Here is a 16,330-nt window from a genome sequence, read left to right on the forward strand (position 1 = left end):
CTACTAATGAAAGCGCACCACGACTATCGGACTTCGACCTGGATATTCCCGACCAGCTCATTGCCCAGTTCCCCACACCACAGCGCGATCGCTGCCGCCTGATGGTCCTTGACCGGGCCAGCAAAACTATCGGTAGCCACCGGTTCCACCAGCTCCCGGAATTCCTCGATGAGGGGGATGTGCTTATCCTGAATGACACCCGGGTATTCCCCGCTCGCCTCCAGGCTGCCAAAGACGGGACCGGGGCGCAGGTGGAGGTTTTCCTGCTCAAGGAGCTGGAGAACGACCTCTGGGAAGTGCTGGTCAAGCCTGGTCGCAGAGTGCACCTTGGCAACCGCCTGACATTCAGCGGCGGCGTTCACTGCGAGGTCACCGATCACACCGCAACCGGGGGCCGGGTGGTGCGCTTCCATTACCCCGGTACTTCCTTTCATAATTTCCTGGAGAAATATGGCAGATCACCGCTGCCACCTTATATCCGTCGGGAGCCGGAACCCGGAGATCGAAGCGCTTATCAGACCGTTTACGCCCGCAACCGGGGGGCAGTGGCCGCGCCCACCGCGGGACTGCACTTCACCAGGGCACTCCTGGACGAGCTGTCCCGGAAAAAAGTGAGGATCGCCTATCTCACCCTGCACATTGGGCTGGGTACCTTCCGTCCGGTGAAAGTCGAAGATGTAACCCAGCATCATCTGGAAGCCGAATTCTATCGCGTCAGTAAGCGCACCGCCAGGATTGTTAACCAGGCAAAGGCCGGGGGAAAACGGGTGGTCGCCGTCGGAACCACCACCGCCCGGACCCTGGAAACCGTGGCCGTCTCCAGCCACCAGATTACCGACGGCGAGGGCTGGACTGACAAATTCATCTATCCCCCGTACACCTTCAAAATCGTCAGCGCGCTGATCACCAATTTCCACCAGCCCCGGTCAACCCTGATCATGTTGGCCTCCGCTTTTGCAGGCCAGGCGTTCCTCTTCGAAGCCTATCGGCAGGCAATCAGCGCGGGATATAAATTCTATAGCTATGGCGATGCTATGCTCATCCTATAATCCGGCTGGAATAGGCCCTGAAGCTGTGCACCAATCCATATCTACTTGAAATCGGCAATGTGGAGTGACAGACGTTAATCAAATAAAGGCAGCGGCGATTATCCCCGCCGCGGGACAGAGCACTCGCTGCGCCGGTGAGGCCAAAAAGCAATTCCGGCAGCTGGGGGGCAAACCCCTGCTGGTCCACACCCTGGAGCGCGTGTGGCGCGCCAGGGTGATTCGTACCGTTGTTGTAGTGGTACCGGAATCTGATCTAGGATATGCCCGCACATTATTGCAGCCCCTGGTCCCTGAAGGCATTGAATTGCAGGTCGTGGCGGGGGGTGAAACCCGGCAGGCTTCGGTTGCCGCCGGAATGGCCGCCCTGCCGGAGGATGTCCAGGTCGTTGTTGTGCACGACGCCGTCCGGCCCTTATTTGATCCCGAATGGATCGGTGCTACCGTTGACCTGTGCCGGGATTTTGACGGGGCCATTGTGGCCGTCCCGGCCACTGATACCCTGAAGGAGGTAGAGGCAGTGGCAACGACTAAAACTTCCTGTAGCGGCAGCATTAAAGGCACTCTCCCCCGGGAGTCCATCTGGCGCGCCCAAACACCCCAGACCTTCAGGGCGGATATCCTGCGCCGCGCCCTGCAACACGCCGCCGAGACACACCTGACCGGAACCGATGAGGCGTCCCTGGTGGAAGCCATCGGCGGGCGCATTGCCGTAGTGGAAGGATCACCCCGGAATATCAAGGTGACTACGCCCGACGACTGGCGCTACCTGGAGTGGAGGCTGTCACATGATTAGGACCGGCTTAGGAGTGGATGCTCACGGCTTCACAGCAGGCGATGGGTTTATGCTGGGCGGAGTCCATATACCCCACGACAAGTCTATCGCCGGGCACAGCGACGGGGACGTGGTACTCCACGCTATCGTGGATGCCCTGCTGGGAGCGGTAGCCAGGGGTGACATCGGCACCCATTTCCCTTCATCCGACCCTCAGTGGCGAGGAGCGAGCAGCCGGATCTTTCTGCAGCGGGCCCGAGAGATAGTGGCCGAAGCGAACGGCGAGATCTGCCACGTGGACTGCACGGTGATCCTCCAGGAGCCGGCCATCGGGCCCTATATTCCTGACATGCGCCGCCTTATCGCCGACGACCTGGCCGTCGAGCTCGATCAGGTCAGCATCAAAGCCACCACCACCGACCACCTGGGCTTCATCGGCCGGGGGGAAGGAATCGCCGCCATCGCCGTGGCAACGGTTAAAGTATCAGGTGAATAAAACTGAGAAGGAAGGCGGGGAAATGATTTTATTAGTATTATCCGCAGAGCGCGCAGAGATCATAGAGATTTGCATAGATTATACCTAAAGAGTAACGTTGTGGCTGTGCGAGTGAAATACTATACTGTGGATGCTAGTACAGAGAACTCACCCCTAAATCCCTTCTCTTGAAAGAGAGGGGACTTTCCCGAAGGGATCCCTACGGGACACGAAGTGAATGGGGTGAGTTTGAAATTGACCACCGACCACCTGGGCTTCATCGGCCGGGAGGAAGGAATCTCCGCCATCGCCGTGGCAACCATCAACACAGCGGGAGAATGATTCAGGAGGAAGACCTGTTCATAAATGTCAGCATTTCGGCTTGGCAAGCAATCTAAGGAAGTTCAAGCGGGATGAGCGTCCGCGTCCGCTTCGCCCCCAGCCCGACCGGCTACCTGCACGTAGGCGGCCTGCGCACCGCCCTGTATAACTGGCTCTTTGCCCGCCAGCAGGGCGGCACCTTCATCCTGCGCATCGAGGATACCGACCGATCCCGCCGCAAGGAAGGAGCCGTTGAGCACCTCCTGGAGGCCCTGGATTGGGCCGGTCTGGACATCGATGAGGGCCCCGGTATCGGTGGCCAGCTGGGACCCTACGTCCAATCGGAGCGCCTGGATATTTACCAGCAGCTCGCCCGGCAGCTCCTGGACAACGACTATGCCTATCGCTGTTTCTGCACACCCCAGCGCCTGGAGGAGCTGCGGGAGAAGCACCGCAAAATGGGCATCGTATCCCGTTACGACCGCCGCTGCCGCCACCTGCCCAAAGACCAGGCCGAGACCCGGGCCGAAAAAGAAACCCATGTCGTGCGTCTGGCGGTACCCGAATCAGGGCGCATCGTAATGGAGGACATCGTCCGCAAGAAGGTGGCCTTTGACCTGACGACGGTGGACGACCAGGTGCTGATTAAAGGCGACGGCTTCCCCACCTATCATATGGCCAACGTGGTGGATGACCATCTCATGCAGATCACGCACGTAATTCGCGGAGAGGAGTGGCTGCCCAGCATGCCCAAGCACCTGCTGCTGTACCAGGCCTTAGGGTGGGAAGCGCCCCAGTTCGCCCACCTGCCCCTGCTGCTCAATAAAGATCGCTCCAAGCTCTCCAAACGGCAGGGCCACGTGGCAGTGGATGCATACCAGCGGGAAGGTTACCTTCCCCAGGCCCTGGTAAACTTCGTGGCGCTGATGGGCTGGCACGCTCAGAGCGATCAGGAAGTGTTCACTGTCGAAGAACTTATCCAGGCTTTCAGTCTGGAGCGGGTTCAGAAGGGAGGCGCCATCTTTGATACCGACAAGCTGCTGTGGATCAATGGCCAGCATATCCGGCGGCTGAGCCTACCAGAGTTTCAAGAGGCTATCAAGCCCCACCTCGAACCGGATTGGAACGTCACCGAGGCCATGGCCGCTTCTGTCCATACCAAGGTCAACCTGCTGTCCGAGGTACGGGAGCAGCTGGCCTTCTTCTTCGAGGACCCGGTGGTCTACGACGAGGCGGCCCGGGAGGCCATCACTGGCGCCGAAGCAATGGGTATCCTGACCATGCTGCTCACCAAACTGGAGGCGACGACCGAGTTCTCGGGCGAGTGGTTCATGTCGGCGGTCAAGGAGATCGGCGAAGACTTCGGCCTGACGGGTCGTGAGCTGTGGCACCCTATCCGCGCCGCCATCGCTGGACGGGTGGTGGGGCCGGACATGGTAACCATCGTGGAGACCTTCGGCCTGGAGAAGTGCCGCGAGCGCATCCAGGCCGCCCTGACAACCGACTAGCCCCCGTACGTGTCACTTACCCTCCAGGCCCACGCCAAGATAAATATCGGACTGCGCATCACAGGCCGCCGCGACGATGGCTACCACCTCATCCACACCCTTTTCCAAGAAATCGACTTCGGCGATGAAGTGACCATTTCCACCCACTCTTCCGGCGAGACCAGCGTGGAGGTGTCCGGTCCGGCTGCGGAAGGCGTGCCCTCCGACGATCGCAATCTCTGCTCTCAGGCCGCCCGACTACTGAAGGCGAGGCTGGGAATAGACCAGGGTGTCAGTATCAGGATACAGAAGCACATACCGATGGGGGCCGGGCTGGGGGGCGGCTCTAGTGACGCCGCCGCGGTGCTTAAAGGTCTTAACGAGCTGTGGCAGGTCGGCCTGACCTCGGACCAGCTTGAGGAAATGGCTGCCCGGCTGGGGGCCGACGTACCCTTTTTCATCCGCGGTGGCCTGCAACTGGGTGAGGGCATTGGCGAAGTACTCACGCCCCTGGAGCGGGTACTACCCTACGCTATCCTGCTGGTGATCCCACCCTTCGCAGTCGATACAACCTGGGCTTATGGGCAGTTTGCCTCACAGCCGTCGTTCCCAACTCCACCGGCCTTCGACCAGCTTATCACCCGTGATCCTATCCCCTGGGAAGCCTTCACTAACGATTTCGAGGAGGTGGTTTTCCCCCGCTACGGCCGGCTGGCGGAGATCAAGGCGGCGTTACTTGACCAGGGGGCAGTTTATGCCGGCCTGTCGGGGAGCGGAAGCGCGGTTTACGGATTCTTCGAGCAACAGCCAGACACCGATAGCTTCGCCGAGCGCTTCCCGGACTGCCAGGTGCTGGCAGTTAAATCTGTTCTCCACGGCTGCCAGGTCCACCCAGAAGATAAACAAAAGGGAATCATTCTGCAGCCAACCGCCACGCCATAATCCCAGCACCCTGCCACTGATCACCCCGTCGAGGTCCCAGTCCTGGATGGCCACCTCGCCCTCCACGAGCGTATCGATATGGACCCCGGCAAATTGGTCGGACGTATGGTAGATGCAGGAATGGAATCGGGGCAGACTGGACCCTTGATCCAAAAGAACCAGGCGGTAAAGTTCGGCACACTCATCGCCACACAAGCCCCACCGTTCGATAGTCACGGTATCACCGGCAACCCGGCCGGTCCACACCCTGACAGGACCGCCCTCCCATTCGATTTTCCAGGAAGCCTCCGCAGTGATTTTCTCTTGCCCACGGTAGGGTACCACCCGGATTGGCTCTTCCTCACCTTCAGGCTCCAGGCCACATCCAAACAGTCCTAGACCGATTATTGCTGCCAGCACGAGCCTCATGCGGAAAAACACCACAACTATCCCTCTGTGCCCCGTGCTACCACCGGAACTGCAGCCCGAGCCCATACTGCACACCGGCTCGACGACCTTGCCCATGAACAATAACATCATTCGGTGCTCACTCCAAGGATGTAACCTCGCTCGCATAATAGGCATCCACTTCTCCCCAATCGATGCTCGTCGTCTCAGGGTAGCCGATTTCAGGATGATAAACTACGTAGGTGAGGGTACCATCCTCTTCCGCGAGCCTGATGATTTCGAATAGCTCCTCTATAGATTGGAAAGATCGAAGATTAATCCCTCGCGAATCCAATTCCTGCTCACTCAATAGCTCACCATCCCCCCGGGGATTCTCGAACGCATAAACCGTGTCACCTTTGACTTTAACAGTCGCCTGGAGTAAACGTGGCGCGCAGTAACAAAGGTGCCCATAGTCAAATTGGTAATGCTTGAGCTCTTGCGATTGCCAGAGACTCCAGGCCTGTTCATAGGTTTCCGGTGACAGGCCGTTAGAATCGTTGCAGCCAGGCAATAAGGTCAATAATAGGATTAACGGTAACAGCTGCGGATAACAATTCTGGCTTAGCTTATATCGTCGGGGCATAGCTGGCTACTCCTCCCACTCCGGCTCCACGATCTTGCCCATGAACAGCAGCGCCCCGCTTGTCCGCTCCCGAATCACGAAAATAAAGGGACGGTCTACCCGCATCGAAGTCAGGCCCGAACCTGCAGATTCCCATACCATTTCGACCGAAGTGACGGCTGCTGCCTCGCTCCCTTCCTCATCAACGCGAACGAAGGTTTTGTGCTTGACCTTGCTGATCCAGATCAACCCCGCCGGCTCTATCATGCGGCTGAAATCAGCCCCGGAAAAAGCAATACCCATCCCGAGAGCCGTGAGTACTTTTTTTAGTTCCCTCTCATATTCTAATGTGAACTTGGGGAACTGCAGGTGGATAGCTGCCGTGTCCAGACTACCAATCCACAGCCCCCAGTTTTCCGGCGTAAAATCGGCAATCAGGCTATCAACGTGTACCTCGGATCTGGGCAGCAGGACTGTCATAGTGAACAGACCATCGCCGTAGGGCAGGTTCACCATCTGGAACTCATCGTTGGAGTAGTAGAGCAGGTCCGCCTCCTGGGTCATCATCTTGCAGGCGGCCCGGGACCCATCGGGCAGGGTAAACTGATCGTCGATCGTCTCTTCAGGATCGAACTCGTACGTCCAGGTGCCCTTGAAGTAGATGGCATTGATGAGAAACATGACGATGGCCGGATCGATGGGCTTGTCGACAATCTCTTCGATCTTGCCTTGGGTGTTTTCCTTCACCCAGGCATTGATCGTATCCGCCGCTGCCGGATTATTAAAATTCAGCCCTTTGACAATCGCAGAGAAATACTCCCGGCAGCGCTGATAGAAGTCCTCCTTGAATATCCAGCCCAGTCGATACCAGATGGAATTGGCGATGTCCATCTGCACCTTGGGATCAGCGCTGGTCAGCAGCTCGGTCAAACTCTGGTAAGCCGCGTTGCTCTCCTCTTCGGTCATATCGCTCAGCTCCAGGGCGGCCCGCATAGCTTCGAAGGTGGTGCTGTCCGCCCCATTGGCCGTCATCCCCAGGGCCATGGAGACGCTCAAAGGCGAAATGAAGATATTGCTGTCTGGCTGCTGGCGCACCATCTCCCGGAACAGCTTCAGGCCGAAGCGGTCGCTGGATTCCGCCAGCTGGGTCTCTTCGGGTGTCAGCGCCCGCGGCAGAACGCTGAAATCGGTCTCAGTCGGCTCAGAGGGGCCACTACAGTGCATAAACCCGATACCGGCAAACAATACCAGCAGCGAAGGGAAAAACACTCTCTTATTCATCTTGCTGACTCCTATCGATTAATAAATGGTCTCTAGAGTGACGATTTCTATTTATCCAGAAGAATCAGTCGGCCTCTTCCCACTCCGGCTCAACGATCCTGCCCATGAACAGCAGGGTGCCGGAGGTGCGCTCCCGCTTCAGGTGGCAATTAGTCAACGACTTCTCCATTTATAAGTCTCAAATGATATGCCGACACAACTTCCGTGGCAAGAGACATTACAAAGATAGAATTGACATACACGGGCTCGATAAAAAGAGCCGCGACCTGCCGGAAGATATCATTTCTGATAACAAGTCCCTCGTCAGGGATTTCACTAAGCGATATGTTGAGTTCCAGCGGCCAATATCTAACCGGATGAGCTGAATTAACCTTAAATCCGTTTTCAATCATAGTTAACCGGTAGAGGTAATCACCTTCGAGGTGCAGGTAGTTAATATCTTTATTGTAGCCGCTGTCAGGATAATAGAGCCCGTTCAGATAGAGAGCTATTGCTCCCGTGGTATCAATCACGGAGAAGAAATACTCCGTATAAATATTATCCGCCAGGGGGGCCTGTTCAGCAAAGGGCCAAGGCAAGACTCCATATTCCTGCCAGATCAATAAAGTCCCTACTTTAGCAGAATCCTGGTAGATCGGTAAGTACAGATCATAATGTAAATCCCAGAAGAGTTCGCGCAGGGCAGCAGGGTGGCCTCCTCTATCCTCCGCCGACACCGTTTTAGTCTTACCTCGGGAACTCACAGTCAATTCATATGAAAATCCATCCATGATTATTTCAGCTGGAGGGTAATAATCATCAAGGCAGAAAAAGCCTACATCATTCAGGCGATGCCGCCACACCTCTCTCACCTCAGAAGAAATAGAATCAGTGACGAGGTAAGCACTATTATACGTCTCTATGGTGCCAACCTCATCGAGGACCAATTTTTGATTTACTCCTGCAAAACCACCCCGCAGAACAAACTGTAGCGCATAGTCTGAATCAACTAGTTCCGGGCAGGTATCCTGCTCACAACAGATAAATCCGATACCAGCAAGCAATACCATCGACAGGAGGAAGAGGATTCTCTTATTCAAAATGTTACCCTCAACCGATTTATAAACACTCACAGATGTGACTGCGTCTATCCCTCCAGAAGACGCAGTTACCCTTCCTCCCACTCCGGCTCCACGATCTTACCCATGAACAGCAACGCCCCCGAGGTGCGCTCCCGGATAACGAAAACGAAGGGGCGGTCCACCCGCACGAGTATGCTACTGGGGCCGATTGAAGTAAATCCCATTTCCACCATGGTTACTGCTGCCGCCTCGGTGCCTTCCTCATCCACCTGCACAAATGTCTTATGCTTGACCTTTTCGATATACAGGTTGCCGGGATATGCCGCCCCTTCAACCAGCATCCGGGAAAAGTCGGCCTGGCACATATCAAACGCCACCCCCATGCCCAGCGCCTGGAGAATACTATTCATCAGCAGGTCGTATTTCAGCTTGAGCTTGGGCAGCTCCAGCTGTACGGCATGGGTGTCCAACGCACTGATCCAGGACTGCCAGTCATCCGGCGTAATATAGGCAATCAGGCTGTCAACGTGGACATCAGGCTTCGGCAGCAGGACGGTCATACTGAACAGTCCATCTCCGTATGGCAGGTCCACCATCTGGAACTCATCGTTGGAGTAGTAGAGCAGGTCCGTCTCCTGGCTCATCATCCGGCACACTACTTTAGAGCCATCCCATCGCGTGAACTCATCAGCCTTAGTATCTTCGGGATCGAATTCGTAAGTCCAGGTGCCCTTGAAGTACAGGGCATTGATAAGGAACATGGCCGTCAGCGGATCGATGGGTTTGTCGACAATCTCCTCGATCTTGCCGTTGGTGTTCTCCTTCACCCAGGCATTGATCACGTCCGCCGCAGCTGGATCACTGAAATCCAGCCCTTGCACCACCGCCTCGAAATAATCCCGGCAGCGCACCAGAAAGTCCTCGTTGAACGTCCATATATTCCGGTACCAGATCGAATTGGCGATGTCGAACTGCACCTTGGGATCGGCGTCGGTCAGCAGCTCGATCAAACTCTGATAGGCCGCATTGCTCTCCTCCTCGGTCATATCGCTCAGATCCAGGGTAGCCCGCATAGCCGCCAGGGTTGAGTCGGCCGCCCCGTTGGCCGTCATACCCAGGGCCATGGAAACGCTCAGGGGCGAGATGAAAATGTTTTTACCTGCATCCTGGCACACAACCTCCCGGAACAGCTTCAGACCGAAGCGGTCGCTGGACTCCACTAGCTGGACTTCCTCGGGAGTCAGCGCCCGCGGCAGAACGCTCGGCTGCGGTTCAGTGGGCATGCGCTGGCACGTCAATCCCAGGAGGGCTGGAATCGCCAGGACCGTGATAAGGCGGTATCTGGTCATGATAGTTCTCCTACGCTAAAAATAAGGCTCCGTGACCCGCAACTATCTCTTCAGAACAGGCTGAGGCGACTCGCCGCAACTCGTTTCTCCGGCACCCCCACTCCTCGGTTGCACGAAAAGACCGCCGCAGGCCTGCACTAAATATGCCTCCCCGGCACCGGGGCCGGATAGGTCATATGCACGGCTTGCCGTCATAGATGATTTATCGCTCGGGCCAAATCTACTCGAACCCTTCTAAAAGAATACCTTCGGTGCTCCACCATATATATCGCAATTAGTATGCCAGATGACTTTATTAATCCGGCGAATTCAATAATATAAGGTACTATGAAAACAACAGCATGGCAGGGCCAATCTGAGACGTTGGTCGCAGTCGGATCAAAAGGCTTCATCTGCTAAATGAAACCCTCAGAAAGCTGAGGGATGTTTCAGAAAGCTGAAATAAAAAAGCCCCACCCGGTCCCGGATCGCACGGACCAGGTGGGGCTTCAGCGGTTGGCTTAACCGACCGGAAAAGGAGTGCTTACTTTATCAGCACCATCTTCCGGGTCTCGGTGAAGTCCTCGCCGGCTGCGATGCGATAGAAGTACACACCGGTGGCCACGGAGGTACCCTTCGCATCCTTACCATCCCAGACCACCGTATGATAACCGGCCGGCATTGCCTCGCTCACCAGCGTCCTGATGAGCTTCCCGGTCAGGTCATACACCTTCAGCGTGACCGCACTGGCCTCCGGCAACTCGTATACGATGGTCGTGTTCGGGTTGAAGGGATTGGGATAGTTGGCCCGCAGAGCATATTCCTCGGGAATGCCCAGCCCTGCTTCGAGGCCCAGGGTGACTACCGTGGTAGGCTCCGACGGCTCCGAATGGTTCTCGGCAAAGTCTGTCGCCGTTACATACCACTGATAACTCCCGGCCTTCAGCTCATCCACGAAACCAGGTTCACCGGTATGGCCTACCAGGTTATACGCGCCGCCGTTGTCGGAACGGTACACCGAGTAGTATTTCACCGGTGTGACCGCTACCGGGTCGTCAACGCACGGCGCCCAGGTGAGCTCCACCGAACTGCCGACGACAGCAGTCGCCAGCATCGCAGGTGGCGCCGGCGGCAGGTTGTCCTCCGAAACTCCCGAGATCGGATTGGAATCCGCCAGCAGCTGCAAGCGACCCTCGTAGCCAAACGTGAACGCCGTCACGATGTACCACGTCGGTACCCCGTCGTGAATAGTCCTCGCCGGGTATTTATAATGCGTGGTACCCGTATGCGGCGGGAAGTCATCAATGGGAATCCAGGGCGTCTGCCAATTGTAGGGATCAGGAGGATATTCTCCCTCCCCCAGGCAGTATATGCCAATCCATTCCACCTCCCCGGCAATCATGGGATTGATCTCCCATTCCAGCCAGACCTGCTTACCATGGTCCCCGGGCACATCGTTGGCACTTAAAAGCTGCAAATATGCCTCGGGAAACAGCACCACGTCTAAGCCGGTATGAGCTCCTGCGACCACATCCCATTCCAGCATTTTCTCTTCAAACCCTTCCTTCTGATAGACAGCCAGGTAATGGCCTGGAATCAGGTCCAGGTGGTAGTTGCCGTCATAGCCGGTTTTGGCGAAAGTGATATAGGCATCCGAGACGAAGGCTATCCATACCCGGCTCAGTCCATAGCCTCCTTCGTCCGTCACCCGACCCTCAATCGACGCGGTCAGCTGGTCAGTTACCGCCACCAGGGTGAAGTCGATGGTAGTATCACCCTGAACATCTAACCCCACGGCACTCACTAAGAATCCGGTGGCACCCGCCTTGAGCGTATGCAGGCCGGACTTGAGAAACAGCTCGTAATAGCCGTCTTCGTAGGTCATGGCTCCATTAACGGGTTCAGTCACGTCCGGGGCATAGGCAAGAACAGCGGCTTCAAAGATGGGTGTCTCATCCTCGGCCGTGACCTGGCCGCTTACCCGGACACGGAACTCACCCAGCCAGAAACCGACGTAAATGTCCTCGCCGCCAACCCAAATGTGCTGGTACTGGCGCGGATAACCCTTGGCTGAGGCTATCACATTATACTCGTGAAAAGTGGGCACATCCTCAATTCGGAAGTAACCTCCAGCATCGGTAAAGGCCTCGCCATAGAACGGACCATCGGTCTGGATCAACTCCAACTTCGCCCCGACGATAGGGTATCCCTCTGTATTGTATACGTGCCCGTGGACAGCCGCTCGCTCGGCCGCCGCAGGAAGGTAATATTCACGATACAGATCCTGGCCGGGGTAAACCATTCCCAGCGAACTATCGATGATAGCCGGCGGCCACCCTTCGTAAGGACGGTAGACCTCTACTACCCAGGTGTGGTTACCAAGCAAGGGCATTTCAAAGTAGCCGTCGCCACCACTCTCAGCCCACGAGCGCAATTCAAGCGTATCATCAACCACGTATGCCTGGACCTGCGCATCGGGAGCGGGTCCTCCACCTTCGTAAAAGATGAATCCGCTCAGGGATGCGTTGGCCTCATAGAGGGTAAAGTCTATGCCGGTGGATCCTGAATAAACTTCGCCATATCCGCCGGGATCAGACAGCACATTCTCCCCGGCCCAGACACTGACCCAGTAACCGTAGTTCATCCAGCTGCCCCATTCATCCGAGAACTCGATTTCGTCCAGGGCCGAACTGACGGGGAGCACATAGTTGCCCAATTCGTCGGTCTCGGTCCAGCTCTGATAACGCCAGGTACCGGCGAAAATCTCTGCACCGGCAGCCGGGCCACCAGCAGCCCAGGACACCGTACCCTGGATGCTCGCATCAGTCACGTACGTGACCATGTCAACCATCGGGTTCGGCATGTCTTCCATCACCTCAACATCTACACCTTCGAAGGCCATGTAGCTGGCATCCATCAGGTCATGGGCGCTGGGAGTGAGCCACCACCAGCCCGGCATTACGATGATTTCGTAGTAGCCGCTTGCATCGGTGGTGTCGACTATGGAGGACGGCCCATTACTCGCAAAAATGCGAATATCCGGGATCGGTGCATTATTGTTGTCCTTGAGCGTTCCACTGATGGCGGCGGTACCAGGAATCAGGGCAAAGTTCACCCCCGTAAGGGCTCCGCCCGTTGGCACCCATTCCTCACGGAATTGGGGATCGGCAAACAGCCCGGGATACAGCCCCCAGACATCAACGGCAAACAGCGCAAACAACTGGCCAGTAACTTCATCATCGATCGCGAGCGTATAATTCCCCTCAGCATCCGTCATGGTCAGGAACATGTCTTCCGGTGAATCCTCCATTTTCATGGTTGCCATCGGGAATGCACCGATGACGATGTTAGGGGCTGGGCCATCGGCTGCCAGCGACACGTTGCCCGCGATGCCCGTCGTGGACGCCGGCGGCAGCACATCAAGGGTTGCCAGGCCGGTGTCTACCATATCGCGGGAATATCCGTAGAGGAACAGCCTGACACCCTGAAGTCCGAATAGCTCGGCGCCCTCTTCTATATCGCCGGTATCGAAAGTGATCTTCCAGACACCGGGCGCCGGGTCCTCATCCTCCCAGTCACCGTCCATAATGACGATTTCTTCCATACCGCCCTCCGGATCACCGGGGAAGTAATAGAAGTCCAACCCGGGGTCGAATTCACCATCACCATCGTCCACATACAGTTCGATCCAGACCGAGTCGGCGTAGGTGATTACAATCGCAATCGTATCACCTACCTCGTAGCTGGTAATGGGTTCACCCGTCACATCGAGAATCTGGACCGGAATATCACCAACACCCAGCGTCTTCCGCAGGGTGGCTTCCCGTTCCGATTTGATCCACTGGCCACCTGGGAACCAGGTGGCTGTCGTCGGCTCGCGGTGTTGGGGCCGCTGGCGCATCTGGCGGTTCCTGGCAGCCTGTTGCGGCGTCAGGACCTCCGTTTCAGCTGCCCTCCCCCGCGCAGCGAGCCGGTCCCCTCGAAAGACCGACTTCCAGGCGATAAGGTTACGTGGTTGCTTAATAGCAGCGGCCTGCTGATCGGCCACCTTGGCCGCCGGCGCTGCCAGTTTGGGATTGTCTATGGCCCACCCCGCTCCTCTGTCCGTATTCTCACCCAGTAGGGTAGAAAACATGAATATCGGAACAAGGAGCCATAAACCTAGCTTCTTCATTCCATAACCTCCCTTTATTTTGTTGTTATAAATGCCCAAATATCAAAACGGTGAGACTTGAATCGTAGGTATCTACATCCGTGTCAGTATACGAGTTAAAACTCATAAAATCCGTGATCCTCGACACATGGGTCTAATTTTTTTTTAAAGCAACCACAAAGCCGCAGCCAGCTGCGATTCTGCCCGCTTTTCGCCCCACTGCCAGGCATCGATCATGGTGGTTGCTATTAGAAATAGTGGGAATGCAGAGGCAGGTAAAAAAATAATAAACGGCTCGCACAGCTCCTCCGTGTCGCGGCCATTACCCAGCTCCAGCTCACCTTCCTATCAGTACCCGGGATGCCCGGGGCTGTAGGCCCCCGTGGCCAATGCACCGAAAACACAAGTGTAGAAACCGGCTAATACCGGGGGTGATAAACTGGCCGATATATAAAGGTACATGCGAGTTGTTTGGCAATCAAGACATTCCCGGCCCAGCACCGTAAAACCCATTCCCTCAGCTCAGAGCCGTGACCCTTCATCAACGATGTTGGCGGATGTCAGGAAAACAGTAGCCAGACCGGAGCGCGGATCGCTCGTGGCAGGTCCCTCTCGGAATACTCAATTAAGAGGGGCCAGGTTGCCAATAATATAGCCTATGACAACACCAATCAGGAGGAAAATGGCCAGCACCCGGTGGCTGACCACATCGGCACCGTAACCCTTCTTGATGGCCAGCATGGAGACGAAGTAGCCCAGGCCGTTCAACAGGTAAAAGATCGGGATGGAAAAAATCTTCACCAGTAATGGCCCCACTAATGGAACAAGAGCCACGAGGGTGGCCAGCGCCGCGAAACCGTTAGTGATGAAGCCGGCGATCAGGGCAAACAATGCCAGTACCTTGGCATCAATATTGAAGTAGAATCCCACCACTACCAGCGCCGCGATCCCGCCAACGATGGCAACCGCCCGCCAGTAAGAATGAAAAAATCCTTTGATAGCTCTCCACATATCGACTCGCCTCAAAAATTAATCGAATTCAGGGATGCTCAGGTGCCGAACCTAATTCCGCCCGTACCATAAAAGGCCGGGAGCCAAACTCCGCCCACTTGACCTGGTCTCGCTCCTGATCTAGTCCCAGCTTCAGACGGTGACCCACACCAGGCAGCATAAAGGAAAGAATATCCGTAGTGCTCAGGACGGGTTCACCATACTCCTGCCGCTCAAAGCGTGCTTCAATCACCGTTATCGGTCCCCCCGGTTCCTCTGCTGGAATAAGCTCGCTGCACTCCGCGATAACCTGCCATACCGCACCCTCCACCTCCACTAGCAATACCTGGTCTTCACCGGCTTGCCACTCATGGCGCTGGGCCCATATGAGGGCACTGAAAAGGTTATGGGCATCTTCCTGCCAGGGGCGTTCCAGGCCATTTCCATAGACCACCCGCCAGGGATTCTGCTCGTATCTGGCCCAGAGATGATCAGCACGCCCGCGTTCGAGAACCTGCTTCTCATAACGCACCGGCCGACCCGTCCCGGGTTCCACCCAAATGCAGTAGCGGTTGTCTACAGAATATAGGTGATCAAACCACGGGCGGGTCCGAGCACGAAACTCAACCCGACAAGCAGTATCGCTCTCCACCTTCGTTAGGGTCACATCCACTACCGGGACACCTAGCCATGAAACAGTATAGGATAACGGCTGGGCGAATAGAAGCACGGGCAGGAGTAGGGCACCTCCTATAACCGGGAATGGAGAAAAAGGAATCCAGCCTGATAGGCATCTAATTCGAGCAGCCATCACGAGCCCACTTAAAGTATAACTCGAGGTTTAACCGCAGCTATCATTTTCTCTCCTGGTTTTAGGCCGGTACCAAGGCAAGCGGTTCCCCCAGAAACTGGCCAAACCCACCACCGTCACGTAGGGGATTTGCAGCAGAAACCACAGGGGAAAATGACGCCGAATTTCCCTGAGGAATACCTTGGAAGCACCGATCCAAAGGAATGTCCCTTCAACTAATGCTTTAAGGAGAATCCCCGTGATTAACACCGGAAGGACAGCAGCAGAATCTGCAATAGCAGCCAGGGCCAGGACTATGAGCAGAGCGTTGGCACCGAAGGTGGCAATGGGAATGGGTAAAAAAACCAGGTTATAACGCCACATGGCCAGCGCATCCCCGGCCCACCGGATGCGCTGAAAAATAAATCGTTCTAGCGAACCAGCGGGATCGGTCATAACTCGGCTTTCCGGATCGGTAGCAAAGGTAACTCGTGCCCTTGCCCGCCTGCGCGCCACCTGCAGAAATAGCGAGTCATCACCCTGAAGCCGCCGGGCCACGTCTCGAAAACCCCCCACCTGTTCATAGACCGACCGCCGGTAGGCCTGGTTCTGACCCGAGCTGGCCCACGGCGTACCCATCAACGTGGCACCCCTGGCTGCCAGCATTAGCATTACAAAGTCCAACTGCTC

14 protein-coding genes are annotated in these 16,330 nt (G+C 56.2%); 6 read left to right on the plus strand and 8 right to left on the minus strand.

Features of this window, described 5'->3' with window-relative positions:
* Positions 1–38: 38 nt before the first annotated feature.
* From queA to ACETWG_09965, 6 genes are all read left to right on the plus strand, one after another.
* Complete coding sequence (queA, locus tag ACETWG_09940; protein MFB0516904.1) at positions 39–1,049, plus strand: tRNA preQ1(34) S-adenosylmethionine ribosyltransferase-isomerase QueA; 1,011 nt, start codon at positions 39–41, stop codon at positions 1,047–1,049.
* A 64-nt stretch (positions 1,050–1,113) separates the two neighbouring features.
* Positions 1,114–1,842, plus strand: a complete 729-nt coding sequence (gene ispD, locus ACETWG_09945) for a 2-C-methyl-D-erythritol 4-phosphate cytidylyltransferase (GenBank protein ID MFB0516905.1) — start codon at positions 1,114–1,116, stop codon at positions 1,840–1,842.
* Positions 1,835–2,317: a 2-C-methyl-D-erythritol 2,4-cyclodiphosphate synthase gene (gene ispF, locus ACETWG_09950; protein ID MFB0516906.1), complete on the plus strand. Its 483-nt coding sequence runs from the start codon at positions 1,835–1,837 to the stop codon at positions 2,315–2,317. Before ispD ends, ispF begins: the two co-directional genes overlap by 8 nt.
* 392 nt (positions 2,318–2,709) lie before the next feature.
* Positions 2,710–4,125, plus strand: coding sequence for a glutamate--tRNA ligase (gltX, locus tag ACETWG_09955; protein MFB0516907.1), 1,416 nt, complete (start codon positions 2,710–2,712; stop codon positions 4,123–4,125).
* A 9-nt stretch (positions 4,126–4,134) separates the two neighbouring features.
* Positions 4,135–5,046, plus strand: a complete 912-nt coding sequence (ispE, locus tag ACETWG_09960) for a 4-(cytidine 5'-diphospho)-2-C-methyl-D-erythritol kinase (GenBank protein ID MFB0516908.1) — start codon at positions 4,135–4,137, stop codon at positions 5,044–5,046.
* A 144-nt stretch (positions 5,047–5,190) separates the two neighbouring features.
* A complete protein-coding gene (locus tag ACETWG_09965; protein ID MFB0516909.1) occupies positions 5,191–5,424 on the plus strand; it encodes a hypothetical protein in 234 nt (77 codons plus the stop codon).
* Positions 5,425–5,572: 148 nt separating this feature from the next.
* On the opposite strand, the gene ACETWG_09970 is transcribed toward ACETWG_09965, so the two are convergent.
* The 8 genes from ACETWG_09970 to ACETWG_10005 all read right to left on the minus strand — a co-directional run.
* Complete coding sequence (locus ACETWG_09970) at positions 5,573–6,058, minus strand: DUF6174 domain-containing protein (protein MFB0516910.1); 486 nt, start codon at positions 6,056–6,058, stop codon at positions 5,573–5,575.
* A gap of 6 nt (positions 6,059–6,064) precedes the next feature.
* Entirely contained in the window at positions 6,065–7,318 is a 1,254-nt protein-coding gene (locus tag ACETWG_09975) for a serpin family protein (GenBank protein MFB0516911.1), read from the minus strand.
* 149 nt (positions 7,319–7,467) lie between these two features.
* The gene (locus ACETWG_09980; GenBank protein ID MFB0516912.1) at positions 7,468–8,397 is read right to left on the minus strand and encodes a hypothetical protein; all 930 of its coding nucleotides are present in this window, start codon (positions 8,395–8,397) and stop codon (positions 7,468–7,470) included.
* 68 nt (positions 8,398–8,465) lie between these two features.
* Positions 8,466–9,728, minus strand: coding sequence for a serpin family protein (locus tag ACETWG_09985; GenBank protein MFB0516913.1), 1,263 nt, complete (start codon positions 9,726–9,728; stop codon positions 8,466–8,468).
* Positions 9,729–10,251: 523 nt separating this feature from the next.
* Positions 10,252–13,881 (minus strand): carboxypeptidase regulatory-like domain-containing protein, encoded by a 3,630-nt coding sequence (locus tag ACETWG_09990; GenBank protein ID MFB0516914.1) that lies wholly within the window; start codon positions 13,879–13,881, stop codon positions 10,252–10,254.
* 600 nt (positions 13,882–14,481) lie between these two features.
* On the minus strand, positions 14,482–14,871 hold the full coding sequence (locus tag ACETWG_09995; protein ID MFB0516915.1) for a hypothetical protein: 390 nt from the start codon (positions 14,869–14,871) through the stop codon (positions 14,482–14,484).
* Between the two features lie 28 nt (positions 14,872–14,899).
* On the minus strand, positions 14,900–15,580 hold the full coding sequence (locus ACETWG_10000; GenBank protein MFB0516916.1) for a DUF3108 domain-containing protein: 681 nt from the start codon (positions 15,578–15,580) through the stop codon (positions 14,900–14,902).
* Positions 15,581–15,691: 111 nt separating this feature from the next.
* Positions 15,692–16,330, minus strand: a 639-nt coding sequence (locus ACETWG_10005) for a glycosyltransferase (protein ID MFB0516917.1), incomplete at its 5' end; no start/stop codon positions are given.

The organism is Candidatus Neomarinimicrobiota bacterium, assembly GCA_041862535.1.
In the GTDB taxonomy this organism is placed as follows: domain Bacteria; phylum Fidelibacterota; class Marinisomatia; order SCGC-AAA003-L08; family TS1B11.